Source organism: Streptomyces griseiscabiei (genome assembly GCF_020010925.1).
Classification (GTDB): Bacteria; Actinomycetota; Actinomycetes; order Streptomycetales; family Streptomycetaceae; genus Streptomyces; species Streptomyces griseiscabiei.
Genome location: NZ_JAGJBZ010000004.1, coordinates 493,583 through 506,753 on the forward strand (window position 1 = coordinate 493,583; position 13,171 = coordinate 506,753).

At 71.1% G+C, this 13,171-nt stretch carries 11 protein-coding genes; 6 read left to right on the top strand and 5 right to left on the bottom strand.

Features of this window, described 5'->3' with window-relative positions:
• Positions 1 to 255: 255 nt before the first annotated feature.
• The 3 genes from J8M51_RS41695 to J8M51_RS41705 all read right to left on the bottom strand — a co-directional run bounded on the left by J8M51_RS41695 (position 256) and on the right by J8M51_RS41705 (position 3,415).
• Positions 256 to 1,248 carry an aldo/keto reductase gene (locus tag J8M51_RS41695; RefSeq protein ID WP_086764897.1) on the bottom strand — a complete coding sequence of 331 codons (993 nt, stop codon included), beginning with the start codon at positions 1,246 to 1,248 and terminating at the stop codon, positions 256 to 258.
• Between the two features lie 30 nt (positions 1,249 to 1,278).
• On the bottom strand, positions 1,279 to 2,616 hold the full coding sequence (locus J8M51_RS41700) for an MFS transporter (RefSeq protein ID WP_267299986.1): 1,338 nt from the start codon (positions 2,614 to 2,616) through the stop codon (positions 1,279 to 1,281).
• 112 nt (positions 2,617 to 2,728) lie between these two features.
• Complete coding sequence (locus J8M51_RS41705; RefSeq protein WP_267299987.1) at positions 2,729 to 3,415, bottom strand: GDSL-type esterase/lipase family protein; 687 nt, start codon at positions 3,413 to 3,415, stop codon at positions 2,729 to 2,731.
• A gap of 294 nt (positions 3,416 to 3,709) precedes the next feature.
• Between J8M51_RS41705 and J8M51_RS41710 the strand changes: the two genes are divergently transcribed.
• On the top strand, positions 3,710 to 4,750 hold the full coding sequence (locus J8M51_RS41710; RefSeq protein ID WP_267299988.1) for a TolB-like translocation protein: 1,041 nt from the start codon (positions 3,710 to 3,712) through the stop codon (positions 4,748 to 4,750).
• 38 nt (positions 4,751 to 4,788) lie between these two features.
• On the opposite strand, the gene J8M51_RS41715 is transcribed toward J8M51_RS41710, so the two are convergent.
• Positions 4,789 to 5,595: a TetR/AcrR family transcriptional regulator gene (locus J8M51_RS41715; RefSeq protein ID WP_086754281.1), complete on the bottom strand. Its 807-nt coding sequence runs from the start codon at positions 5,593 to 5,595 to the stop codon at positions 4,789 to 4,791.
• A 90-nt stretch (positions 5,596 to 5,685) separates the two neighbouring features.
• Between J8M51_RS41715 and J8M51_RS41720 the strand changes: the two genes are divergently transcribed.
• From J8M51_RS41720 to J8M51_RS41735, 4 genes are all read left to right on the top strand, one after another.
• Entirely contained in the window at positions 5,686 to 6,789 is a 1,104-nt protein-coding gene (locus J8M51_RS41720) for an ATP-binding cassette domain-containing protein (protein ID WP_256964153.1), read from the top strand.
• A complete protein-coding gene (locus J8M51_RS41725) occupies positions 6,786 to 7,613 on the top strand; it encodes an ABC transporter permease (protein WP_086754283.1) in 828 nt (275 codons plus the stop codon). Before J8M51_RS41720 ends, J8M51_RS41725 begins: the two co-directional genes overlap by 4 nt.
• Before the next feature lie 157 nt (positions 7,614 to 7,770).
• Positions 7,771 to 9,330, top strand: coding sequence for a cellulase family glycosylhydrolase (locus J8M51_RS41730; protein ID WP_086754285.1), 1,560 nt, complete (start codon positions 7,771 to 7,773; stop codon positions 9,328 to 9,330).
• A gap of 120 nt (positions 9,331 to 9,450) precedes the next feature.
• Positions 9,451 to 10,257, top strand: coding sequence for a DeoR/GlpR family DNA-binding transcription regulator (locus J8M51_RS41735; RefSeq protein ID WP_086754287.1), 807 nt, complete (start codon positions 9,451 to 9,453; stop codon positions 10,255 to 10,257).
• Here the strand turns inward: J8M51_RS41735 and J8M51_RS41740 are convergent.
• Positions 10,254 to 11,237: a BtrH N-terminal domain-containing protein gene (locus tag J8M51_RS41740; RefSeq protein ID WP_086754289.1), complete on the bottom strand. Its 984-nt coding sequence runs from the start codon at positions 11,235 to 11,237 to the stop codon at positions 10,254 to 10,256. The genes J8M51_RS41735 and J8M51_RS41740 overlap by 4 nt on opposite strands.
• A gap of 258 nt (positions 11,238 to 11,495) precedes the next feature.
• Here J8M51_RS41740 and J8M51_RS41745 point away from each other — a divergent pair, with 258 nt between their 5' ends.
• Entirely contained in the window at positions 11,496 to 13,118 is a 1,623-nt protein-coding gene (locus J8M51_RS41745; protein ID WP_086754291.1) for an alpha/beta hydrolase, read from the top strand.
• Positions 13,119 to 13,171: the final 53 nt, after the last annotated feature.

The following is a 13,171-nucleotide window of genomic DNA, read 5'->3' on the forward strand; positions in this document are numbered from 1 at the left end:
GCCGTCCGAAGGGGGCCGGGGGTGGCCGGTTAGGCTCGGTGGTGTGGACCCGAAGACCCGTAACCGGATCATGGCCGGTGTGCTTGTGCTGATGTTCGCGGTCGTTGCCCTCGCGGCGGCGCTTGGCAGGTGACCGCCGCGTGATCACTGGGTGAGTGGGCCGGGGAACCGCGGGCCGTGGCCGGCCGCGGCCCGGTGGGGCTTCTCGCGCAGTTCCCCGTGCCCCTCGGAGCGGATGGCGCCCCGGATCCGCTGCTACCAGGCGAAGGCCTCCGGGGACGGGCCAGGCCCCGGGAAGATCTCGTCCAGGGACGTCAGCAGTTCCTCGCTCAGGTCCAGCTCCGACGCCCGGATCGCGGAGTCGAGCTGCCCGCCCGTGCGGGGGCCGACGATCGGGCCGGTGACGCCGGGGCGGGTCAGCAGCCAGGCGAGGGCGGTCTCGCCGGGTTCGAGGCCGTGCTTGTCGACCAGGTCCTCGTACGCCTGGACCCGGGCGCGTACGGCGCTGTCGGCGAGGGCGTCGGCGGCCCGGCCCGAGGCACGGCGGCCCTCCTTGACCTCCTTCCCGATGACCCCGCCGAGCAGTCCGCCGTGCAGCGGTGACCAGGGGATGACCCCGAGGCCGTACTCCCGCGCGGCCGGGACGACCTCCATCTCGGCGCGGCGCTCGGCCAGGTTGTAGAGGCACTGCTCGCTGACGAGGCCGATGGTGCCGCCCCGGCGCGCGGCGGTCTCGTTGGCCTGGGCGATCTTGTAGCCGGGGAAGTTCGACGAGCCGGCGTACAGGATCTTGCCCTGCCGGACCAGGACGTCGACGGCCTGCCAGATCTCGTCGAACGGGGTGGCCCGGTCGATGTGGTGGAACTGGTAGACGTCGATGTGGTCGGTCCGCAGCCGCTTGAGCGACGCGTCCACGGCCCGCCGGATGTTCAGGGCGGAGAGCTTGTCGTGGTTGGGCCAGGCGTCGCGGTCGGCGGCCATGTTCCCGTACACCTTGGTCGCGAGGACGACCTTGTCGCGGCGCTCGCCGCCCTTGGCGAACCAGTTGCCGATGATCGATTCCGTACGGCCCTTGTTCTCGCCCCAGCCGTACACGTTCGCCGTGTCGAAGAAGTTGATGCCCGCGTCCAGCGCCGCGTCCATGATCGCGTGGCTGTCCGCTTCGTCCGTCTGCGGACCGAAGTTCATCGTGCCGAGGACCAGTCGGCTGACCTTGAGTCCTGTGCGTCCGAGCTGTGTGTACTTCATGACGCCCCAGCCAAGGCGGTGGAGTGCGCTCTAGGCAAGCGCGGGCCGGGTGTCCTCCGGGTCCGGTGTGCGGGGCGGGCCGGGCGGGCGGCGGAAGGGGAGGAGGAGCAGGGGGGTGGCGAGGAGCAGGAGCCCGCCGACGGCGATGGCGGCGCGGGGGGTGGTGAGGGCGGCGAGGAGGCCCCAGAGGGCCGTCAGGGCGGCGGTGGAGAGCTTGCCGGTGACGGACCAGGCGGTCAGGACACGGGCGACGCGGTCCGACGGGGTCCGGGTGAGGCGCTGGGTGACCATCACGGGGTTGAAGACGCTGATGCAGAGGATCAGGCCCAGTTCGACGACCATCACGAGGACGAGACCGGCGACGCCGGGCCCGATGAACGCCAGCCCCAGTCCCCAGCACGCCCGCAGGGTGCCCGCGGTCCGGATGACCCTGCGGTGACCGTGCCGGGCGACCAGACGGGGGGAGAGCCGGGAGCCGATCAGGCCGCCGACACAGGGGACGGCGAAGGCCAGGCCGTACTGCCAGGGGGCGAAGCCGAGTTCGCCGACCATCAGGATGACCAGCAGTGGCGCGGGCGCCATGATCAGGGCGTTGACCAGGACGGTGTTGAGGAAGAGCGGGCGCAGGGCCGGATCGCGGAGGATGTACCGCCAGCCGTCGAGGAGGTCGCGGGCGCGCAGGCGCGGGGCGTCCTCGGCAGCCGGTTCCGTGCGCGGGGCGGGTGGGGCGGGCCGGGTGGCCGGCCGGGTGGTGGGTCGGCCGGGGCGGGCCGGGCGGGGGGCCTCTCCGCCGATCGCCCGGATGCCCGCCGCCGAGAGGAGGTAGCTGCCGGCGTCGATCAGCACGGTGACGACCGGGCCGAAGAGACCCATCGCCGCGCCGCCGAGGGGTGGGCCGAGCATGGTCGTGGTCCAGGTCGTGGCCTCGAAACGGCCGTTGGCGGCCACCAGGTGCTCCGCGGGGACCAGGGACTTCAGGAAGGCACCGCTCGCCGCGGTGAAGGTGATGTCGGCCACGGCGACGGCCATGGAGACCAGGAGGAGCTGGGGGAAGGTGAGCAGGTCGAGGACGTAGGCCACGGGGACGGTCAGCAGGGCCGCGCAGCGGACCAGGTCCGTGGTGATCATCACCGGGCGCTTGCGGTGGAACTCCACCCAGGGGCCGAGCGGCACGGCCACCGCCGCGCCCACCGCCAGACCGGTCGCCGCCAGCACCGAGACCTCCGCGGGGCCGACGTGCAGGACCAGCACGGCAATCAGGGGGAGCGCGTCGAACGACAGCCGGGTCCCGAACGCGCTGACCGCGTACGCCGCCCACAGCCACCGGAATTCCCGGCCCAGCCCACGGTCCCGCCCGGCTCGCGCCATCCCCGCCCCACCCCGCGTTCGTCACCGGCCCCGTCCGACCGGGACATCCAAGTGGGTGGGAGGCGGCTGATCAAGTGAGTAGGGCCCGGGCCGGGGTTCGCGGGCGGCGGCGTCAGCCTCGGGGCTCGTACGGACCGCCGAGCCCCCACGCCTCGTGCATCGCGTTGGCGAAGGTCGCCGCGATCTTGTGTTCGCCGGAGGTGTTGGGGTGGGTGCCGTCGTAGGTGTCCCAGTGGATGTCGTACGCCGGGGGAGGGGACGCCAGGAGGAGCGGCGAGCGGGGTTCGTCGAGGTCGGCGGCCGTCTTGGCGAGGAGTTCGTTGAAGCGGGCGACCTGGGCGGCGAAGGGGGCGTCGGTCTCGGCGCGGACGTTCGGGGTGACCGGGAGGAGCACCACGCGGATGTGCTGGTTCGCCTCGCGGGCGGACTCGACGAAGCGGCGGGTGTTCTCGGCGGTCTGCTCGGCGTCGGTGTAGAAGCCGAGGTCGATGAGGCCGAGGGAGACGAGGAGCACGTCGGCGCGGTGGCGGCGGACCGCGTCGGCGATCAGCGGCGCCATGTGCAGCCAGCCCTCGCCCCAGCCCGCGAGATGGGCGCGGGGGAAACGCGGGTCCGTGTCGGCGTACTCGTACGACGTCGGCGTGTCCGTCGCCTTGTCGTAGAGCGTCTCGCGCGGACCGACGATCCTGAACGGGCCGTCGTACGTGGTGCGCAGGTGCTCCCAGAGCCGGAAGCGCCATGTGTGTTCGCCCGCGCTCCCGATCGTCATGGAGTCGCCTACGGGCATGAACCTGAGCATCCGCTCATCATGAACGATCGCTACCGACTGGTAGGCGGCGCCCGCCCACGGGGTGCTGTGAGCCTGGCCACGTTGTCGTGTGCGGGTGCGTGGGGGCTGGTCGCGCAGTTCCCCGCGCCCCTGAAAAGCAGGGGCTGCGCCCCGTGCTTTTCGCCATGAAAGGGCCGCAGGCCTCTTTCAGGGGCGCGGGGAACTGCGCGAGAAGCCCCACCGGACCCGCACCCACCCACTCACCCCCACTCCCACGGCGCTCCCCACCCCCACCCAGCGGAGCGAGATGGCAGGCTTGGGCCCATGCGCCGTCGCCCCCTCCACCCCCTTCGCCGCCCCGTCCGCCGGCTCCGCGCCGGCTTCGCCGGTCTCGCCGCGGTCCTGCTCGCCGCCCTCCCGGCCGCGCCCGCGTCCGCCGATGACGACGGGTTCACGATGAAGGACTCACGGATCACCGAGTCGAGCGGTCTCGCCGCGTCGCGTCAGCACCCGGGGGTCTACTGGACCCACAACGACAGCGACGACGGCGCGTTCCTCTACGCCGTCGACAGCAAGACGGGCGAGACGGTCGCCACGGTCACCATGTCGGGCGTCGGCACCCCGCGCGACGTCGAGGCGATCTCCATGGGCCCGGACGACAAGCTCTACGTGGGCGACATCGGCGACAACCTCGGCGGCACCTGGGCGTATGTGTGGATCTACGAACTGCCCGAGCCCAAGGAGCTGACGGACCAGACGGTCAAGGCCACCCAGTACGTCGTGAAGTACGAGGACGGGGCGCGGGACGCGGAGGCGCTGATGGTGCACCCGAAGACCGGGCGGGTCTACATCGCCGACAAGGACGAGGCGGGCGGGTCCCTGTACGAGGGACCGGCCGAGCTGTCCGCCTCCGGCACGAACGTGTTCAAGAAGGTCGCCGCCGTGCCCGATCTGGAGGTCACCGACGGCGCGTTCTCGCCGGACGGCAAGCAGCTCGCCCTGCGCGCCTACTTCGGCGGCATCCTCTACGACTGGAACGGCGGCAGGATCAAGAAGGTCGAGCGGCTGAGCGTGCCCCTGCAGCGGCAGGGGGAGTCGGTCACCTTCAGCACCGACGGTTCGAAGATCATGTACGGCAGCGAGGGGTCCGGCAGCTCGGTCGTCGCCCGGGACGTGCCCGGCGGCGGTTCCGGGAGCGGCGGCTCCGGCTCGTCCTCCGGCTCCTCGGGCGGGGACGGCTCCGGCGCGGCCCAGGCCGACGGCGAGGGCACCGGCTCGACCTTCAAGATCGGCGCGCTCGCCGTGGCCGGCGCGGTCGTCGTCGTATGGGGGTTCAAGCGGCTGCTGCGCCGGCCGGCGTCCTGAGCCGACAGCCGGCGTCCTGAGCCGGCCGGCGAGGGGCGTCAGGCCCCCGTGCCCGTCTCCGGGCCCTCGTCCCGCCGCCGCCCTCCGACGAACACCTCCAGCCCGTCCAGGATGCGCTGCAGGCCGAACTCGAAGTGGTCGAACTCCGCGCCGAACGCGTCGTCCGAGAGGCCGGCGAGCAGCGGGTAACGGCCGGAGGCCATCAGCTCGGTGAGGATGGGGGCCTGGGCCTGCCAGAACTCCGCGTCGGTCAGGCCCGACCGGTGCTCCGCCTCCCGCTGGTAGAGCTGGGTACGGGCGGCGCCGACGACATAGCCGTCCACGGCGACGATCACGGAGATCAGCTCGGGGTCGGTCAGCCCCATCGACTTGATGCGGGAGAGCATCTTCTCCGTGCCGTCCAGGGCGCTCGGGCCGAGGACCGGGCGCGACTGGTTGACCTGGAGCAGCCAGGGGTGGCGGCGGTAGAGGGCGAGGGTCGCGCGGCCCATGGCCTCCAGGGCGGCGCGCCAGCCGCCGTCGCCGAGGTCGGCGGGGTTCTCGGAGGGCCGCTGGACGCGGTCGAGCATCAGGTCCAGCAGCTCGCCCTTGCCGGGCACATAGCGGTACAGGGACATGGTGCCGGTGCCGAGTTCCGTGGCGACCCGGCGCATGGAGACGGCGTCCAGGCCCTCCGCGTCGGCGATCCGCACGGCCGCCTCCACGATCCGGTCCAGTGTGAGCCCCGGCTTGGGGCCGCGGCTGGGGCGCGGGCCGGTGTCCCAGAGCAGTTGGAGCGTGCGGACGATGTCGCCGCTGCCGCTGGTGTCCGTACCGTCGCCGGTGCCGCCCTTGCCCCTTGTCATGGCCCCGAGTTTAAGTCCTCGCGGAAAAACTGGGTACGTCGTACGCGCAATCGGGTACGGTGTACTCAGTTCTCGACGGAAGGGGGACCCATGAGCAACGGCAACGGCGGAAGCCAGGGCCACGGCGGCGGAGCCGGGGGCGGCGACGGCTACGCGGTGCGGGCGGAGGGGCTGGAGAAGCGGTACGGGGAGAAGCGGGCGCTCGACGGCTTCGACCTCGCCGTCCGCGAGGGCACGGTGCACGGACTGCTCGGCCCGAACGGCGCGGGCAAGACCACCGCCGTCCGCATCCTCTCCACGCTGCTGCGCCTGGACGGCGGCCGGGCGCGGGTGGCCGGTCTCGATGTGGCCGCGCGGCCGCGCGAGGTGCGGGCCAGGATCGGCCTCACCGGACAGTACGCGGCCGTGGACGAGGTGTTGACGGGGCGTCAGAACCTGGAGATGTTCGGTCGGCTGTTCCATCTGGGCGGGAAGCGGGCGAAGCTGCGGGCCGTCGAGCTGCTCGACCAGTTCGATCTCACCGACGCCGCCGACAAGGGCGTCGGCAAGTACAGCGGTGGCATGCGGCGCCGGCTCGACCTCGCCGCGTCGATGATCCTCGCCCCGGCCGTCCTCTTCCTCGACGAGCCGACGACCGGCCTCGACCCGCGCAGCCGGGGCGAAGTCTGGGAATCCGTACGGGCGTTGGTGGCGGACGGCACGACCGTGCTGCTCACCACGCAGTATCTGGAGGAGGCCGACCGGCTCGCCTCGCGCATCACCGTGATCGACCAGGGCCGGGCCATCGCGGACGACACCCCGGACGGGCTGAAGAGCACGGTCGGCGGCGACCGTATCGAGGTCGTGGTCGCCGAGCGCGCCGACATCCCGCGCGCGGTGAAGGTCGTCGCCCGGGTCGCGGACGGCGAACCGGAGTCGGACGACACGGAGTTGCGTGTCCACGCGTCCGTGACCGACCGTGTCTCGGCCCTGACCGAGGTGGCCCGCACCCTCCAGGACGAGGGCGTACGGGTCGAGGACATCGGCCTGCGCCGGCCCAGCCTCGACGACGTGTTCCTGCGCCTGACGGGCCACCGCACGGAGAAGACGGCCGACAAGGACGCGCAGAAGGACGCGAGGTCGGGCGCGAGGAAGGGCACCCAGACGGACGCGAAGACGGACGTGAAGACGAACACGAAGGGGGCCGCCGTATGAGCACCGGCACCGTCGAGCCGAACGCCTTGGACACGCGCGGCCGTACGTACTGGCTGCTGGCCGACGTCTGGAACGTCGTCCGCCGCGGTCTCACCCACTACCAGCGCCAACCGATCAACATCGCCTGGCAGTTGGGCTTTCCCATCCTGTCCGTGCTGCTGTACGGCTATGTCTTCGGCAGTGCCATGAAGGTGCCCGGCGGCGGGGACTACCGGGACTTCCTGATGCCGGGCATGTTCGTGATGACGATGGCCTTCGGGTTCATCAACACGGCGACGCTGGTGGTCTACGACTCCACCAAGGGGGTCATCGACCGGTTCCGTTCCATGCCGATGGCGCCGTCGGCGGTGGTCGCGGGGCGCGGCGTGACCGATCTCCTCGCGGCCTGCGCGGAGTTGGCCATCATGATGCTGACGGCCTTCGCGATGGGCTGGCGCCCGGACGCGGGGCTCGGCTTCCTGGGCGCCTTCGGGCTGCTGCTCTGGCTCCGCTTCGCGCTGATCTGGATCGGGGTCTGGCTGGGCCTCATGGTCCCCAACCCGGAGGCGGCGGGCGGTCTCTTCGCGGTCGCCTTCCCGCTGACCATGATCTCCAGCATCTATGTCGCCCCGCAGCTCATGCCCGACTGGCTGGGCTGGATCGCCGCGTGGAACCCGATCTCCTCCACGGCCGCCGCGACCCGTGAACTGTTCGGGACGTCGGCCGGTGCCGGGGACTCCTGGGTCGAGCAGCACGCGCTGCTGATGGCCGGGGTGTGGCCGGTGGTGCTCACGCTGGTGTTCCTGCCGCTGGCGGTGCGGAGGTTCCAGAAGCTGAGCCGGTGACGCGGGTCGTCACGGCCGCACGTCGGGGCGTCCGGTGTATCAGGTGCCGCCGGACGCCTTGACGTGTTCATGCGATCTGTCTTCCATGGGAGGTGCGGGTGGTGGGAGCGCTCCCATCCTGTTCCGGGCCCGCGCCTCCCGAGGAGGAAGCAGCGAAATGTTCCGCAGCTTACGGAGAACCCTGGGCACCCTGTGCGCGGCCGCCGCCGTGCTCGCGCTGCCTCTGACCGGCGGCGCGCACGCGGCGGTCGGCGCGGCCGACGAGGTCGGCGCGGCCGAGGCCGGTGCCGGCTACTGGCACACCAGCGGCCGGCAGATCCTGGACGCGAACGGCCAGTCGGTCCGGATCGCCGGGATCAACTGGTTCGGCTTCGAGACCGCCAACCACGTCACCCACGGCCTCTGGTCCCGCGACTACAAGAGCATGATCGACCAGATGAGGTCACTGGGCTACAACACCATCCGGATGCCCTACAGCGACGACATCCTCAAGCCCGGCACCATGCCCGACAGCCTCAACCACTCCGACGGCAAGAACGCCGACCTCCAGGGCCTCACCTCGCTCCAGGTCCTGGACAAGATCGTCGCGTACGCCGGTCAGACCGGTCTGAAGGTCATCCTCGACCGGCACCGTCCGGACGCGGCGGGGCAGTCGGCCCTCTGGTACACCTCGGCCGTCCCCGAGACGACGTGGATCACCAACCTCAAGGCGCTGGCGAGCCGTTACAAGGGCAACTCGACGGTCGTCGGCATCGACCTGCACAACGAGCCCCACGATCCCGCCTGCTGGGGCTGCGGCGACACGGCCCGCGACTGGCGGCTGGCCGCCCAGCGCGCCGGCAACGCGGTGCTGTCCGTCAACCCCGAGCTGCTGATCCTGGTCGAGGGCGTCCAGACGTTCAACGGTGTCTCGGGCTGGTGGGGCGGCAACCTGATGGGCGTGGCCCAGTACCCCGTACAGCTGGACGTGGCGAACCGGGTGGTGTACTCCGCCCACGACTACGCCACGAGCGTCGCCCAGCAGAGCTGGTTCAGCGACCCGTCCTTCCCGGCCAACATGCCCGGGATCTGGGACCGTTACTGGGGTTACATCTTCAAGCAGAACATCGCGCCGGTGTGGGTGGGCGAATTCGGTACGACGCTCCAGTCGACGGTGGACCAGCGATGGCTGGCGGCCCTGGTGACGTATCTGCGCTCCACGTCGGCGTACGGCAACGACTCCTTCCACTGGACCTTCTGGTCCTGGAACCCCAACTCCGGTGACACCGGCGGCATCCTGAAGGACGACTGGCAGACGGTCGACACGGTCAAGGACGGCTATCTGGCGAGCATCAAGGCGCCCGGCTTCCCGCCGGGCGGGGGCGGCCCCGGTGATCCGGGCGACCCGGGCGATCCCGGTGACCCCGGCGGCGGGACGCCCTCCTGCACCGCCGCCTACACCGTCACCAGCGACTGGGGCGGCGGCTTCAACGCCGATGTGAAGGTCACCAACTCCGGTACGACCGCGATCAGTTCGTGGAAGGTCAGCTGGACCTGGCCGGGCTCCCAGCGGGTCACGAACATGTGGAACGCCTCGTACACCCAGAGCGGCGCCACGGTCACCGCCGTCAACGCCGCCCACAACGGGGCGCTCGCGGCGGGCGGTTCGGCAACCCTCGGCTTCGGGGGCGCGCCCGGGGGCGGGGGTGTGCCGAGTGTGAGCTGCACGGCCGCGTGAGGGGTGCGGCGGTGGGGCAGGGGGTGCCTGGTGGTCAGCCGGGTGCCCCTGGCTCCGTACATCAACTACGGCCGGAAGGCGGCGGGTTGGGTCCGGTGGCAGCCTGTAGTGTCCTGTCGCGTGCTGGCTGAACGACGACACCGACTCATTCTGCGGGCCCTGCGTTCCGGCGGCACGGCGTCCGTGACCGGTCTCGCCGAGCAGCTCGGGTCCAGCGCGGCGACGATCCGCCGGGATCTGCTCAAGCTGGAGGCGGACGGGCTGCTCACCCGGGTCCACGGCGGGGCGGTCGTCGACGACCGGCGGGCGCCCTTCGACGAGGCCGCCGAGGTGCTGGTGACGGAGAAGGACGCCATCGCCGCCCGGGCCGCCGCCCTGATCGAGGACGGTCAGTCGGTCATCCTGGACAGCGGCACGACGGTCCACCGGCTCGCCCTCCGGCTGCGTGGCCGCCGGATCACCGTGATCACCAACAACCTCGCCGTGTACGACGAACTCGTCGACGACGAGGCCGTCGACCTGATGCTGCTCGGGGGCATGGTCATCCGTGAGTCACGCATGCTGGACGGGTTCATGGCGGAGGACAACCTCCGTCAGGTCCATGCCGACTGGCTGTTCATGGGCGCCTGCGGCATCCGCCCCGGGGGCCAGGTCATGGACACCACCGTGGCCGAGGTGCCCGCCCGGCGTGCCATGATCGCGGCCGGTGACCGGGTCGTCCTGCTGGCCGACAGGAGCAAGTTCCCCGGCGACGGCATGGTGAAGATCTGCGGCCCCGAGGACCTGGACGCGCTCGTCACCACCGCCCCGGAGGGGGACCCGACCTGCGCGGCCCTGCGGGAGGCCGGCGTGGACGTGATCGGGGTGGGGACGGAGCCCGACAGGGCCGCGGACACGGCCGCGGACAGGGTCGCGGACACGGTCTAGAGCCGGCTGAGGGCCCGCATCGCGTCGTGCTCGATACGGGCCAGGTCGTGGAGGGCGGTGGCGGCCTCGTCGAGGGGGCGGGGGTCGCCGGAGTCGCCGGCCGTGGCGATGAGGGCGGCCACCTGGGTCCAGAGGGCGGCGGCCTCGGCGTACAGGGTGTGGCCGGTGCGCAGGTGAGGGCTGTCGATCAGCCCGGCGGACTCGGCGAGGAAGTCCCGGTAGAGGTTGCGGAACAGGGCGCCGCCGGTGCCGGCCTGTTCCATGAGGACGGCGGTGCGGCGCAGGCCCGCCCGTGGATCGCCGTCGCGCCGCAGCCACTTCGGGAGCTGCCGGGCGGTCTTCTCGATGCCCCGGTGGCCCAGGTTCGCGATGGGTGGGTTCAGGAAGGCGGCGGCGCACGTCCTGATCGCGGGGACGATCCGGTCCTGGGTTGACGGCGGGCCGCCGGGTGCCGTGACGGTGAAGGAGCGGTGCCGGGCGGTCATGGGGCCGCGCGCGGCTCTGGCGGCGGCCAGGGAGGCGAGGCTCGTGGTGACGGCTCCGCCCTGCTGGGCGGTGTCCACCAGGTGGGCGACCTGGTCGTCGTAGCCGTACATCGCCACCACGTGCCCGCCGAAGTGCACCTTGGTGCCGAAGTAGTCCAGGTGGTGGCTGTCGAGCTGGAGACCGACGGGGCGGCCCGCGTCGAGGGGTGCCGTGATGTTCCGCCAGGCCTTGCGCGGGGAGGTGGTCTCCTCGACCGCGAGTTCGAGCCCGAGGGCGGCGGCCAGGTTCCGGGTCAGCTCGAAGGGCCTGACCCGGCCGCCGAGGAAGGGGAAGTCCATGGCCTTGCTGTCCCAGTGGACGAAGGACAGCCCGGAGCCGAGGCCGAACAGCATGGGCTCGGAGAGGTCCGCTCCCTCGTGGCGCAGGAGTACACCCAGCGCCGTCGTCTCGCAGTGCCGCATGCCGCGGGCGTCGACGCCCCTCACCATGACCATGCGGCTCATTCTCCTTCGCCCGGCCTGTTCCTCCTGCCTTTCTCCGGCTTTTCCCGGGCTTTCCCCCGGCTTCTGCATCCGGTGTCCCGGATGGATTCAAGTGCCCCGTTCTGTGAGGTTCTTGAGCGGATCCAATGACTCAATTCGGTCAAGTCTTCGTCTAATGAGTGCGTGTGTGGCGCGCTCTTCCGGAACCATGCGGCACGGGCCGCGTACCTCGTGGCCCGTGAACCCCCCTCATCGTTGCGAGAGACCTATATGAGAAGAAGCGCAGCCGTGTTGAGCGGTGCCGTCGTGGTCCTGGCCGGGACGCTCACCGCCGTGCCCGCCAACGCCAGCGCCCCGTCCGCCGCGAACGCCGTCCAGGCCGCCGCCGCGAAGGTCGCCTGGAAGAAGTGCGCCACGGACAACTCCCCGACGCTGCAGTGCGCGTCGGTGAAGGTGCCGCTCGACTACGCCAAGCCGAGCGGGAAGAAGATCACGCTCGCGCTGACCCGCGTGCCGCACACCTCGAAGACGTTCCAGGGCCCGCTGCTGGTCAACCCGGGCGGCCCCGGCGGCAGCGGTACGGGTCTGGCCTCGTTCGTCGCGTCCTCGCTGCCGAAGAAGGTGGCGGCGCAGTACGACGTCATCGGCTTCGACCCGCGCGGCGTGGGCGAGAGCAAGCCCGCCCTGAACTGCAAGCCGGGCTACTTCGACCCGGTGCGCCCGGACTCGGTGCCCAGCACCGCCGCGATCGAGAAGGCCAACGTCAAGCGCGCCCAGTCCTTCGCCAAGGCCTGCGGCACGAAGTACAAGGACGTCCTGCCGTACATCAACACGATCAGCGCGGCGAAGGACCTGGAGTCGATCCGCAAGGCCCTCGGCGCCAAGAAGATCAACTACTTCGGTTACTCGTACGGCACCTACCTCGGCGCGGTCTACGCCAAGCTCTACCCCTCGCGGGTGCGGCGTCTGGTGCTCGACTCGATCGTCGACCCGACGGGTGTCTGGTACCGGGACAACCTCGACCAGGACTACGCGTTCGACAAGCGCCACAAGGCGTTCATGAAGTGGGTCGCCAAGAACAACGGCACCTACAAGCTCGGCACCGACCCGAAGAAGATCGAGGCGAAGTGGTACGCCATGCGTGCCGCCCTCGCCAAGAAGCCGGTGGGCGGCAAGGTGAAGGTGGGCGCCTCGGAGCTGGAGGACACCTTCATCCCCGGCGGCTACTACAACGGCTACTGGCCGTTCCTCGCCGAGGCGTTCGCCGCCTATGTGGGGGACAAGAACTCCGACCCGCTGGTCGAGGCGTACCAGAACTTCGCCGCCATCGACTCCTCCGGTGACAACGGCTACAGCGTCTACGCCTCGGTGCAGTGCCGTGACGCGTCCTGGCCGCGCGACTGGAAGACGTGGACCAAGGACAACTGGGCGGTCTACAAGAAGGCGCCGTTCATGGCCTGGAACAACGCCTGGTACAACGCGCCGTGCGCGTTCTGGCCGACCAAGTCCCTGAAGCCGGTGAACATCGCCAACTCCAAGCTCCCGCCGGCGCTGCTGTTCCAGGCGACGGACGACGCGGCCACCCCGTACCAGGGCGGTGTCACCGTCCACAAGCTGCTCAAGAACTCCAGCCTGGTCGTCGAGCAGGGCGGCGGCAACCACGGCATCTCGCTGAGCGGCAACAGCTGCCTCGACAAGTACCTGGCCACCTACCTGACCAACGGCAAGGTGCCGCGGGGCAAGGGCACGGCCGACGCCACCTGCAAGAAGCTGGCCGACCCGAAGCCGGCGGCCCCGCAGGACGCTTCGGCCCGGTCGACGCTGGGCGCCACGCAGGGGCCGGCCGCGACTGACGGCGCCACCCTGCACGGGATACTCGGCTTCCGCGGCTGAGCATCACCCGCACGGTGAAGAACGCGAAGGGCGCCCGGCAGCACATGCCGCCG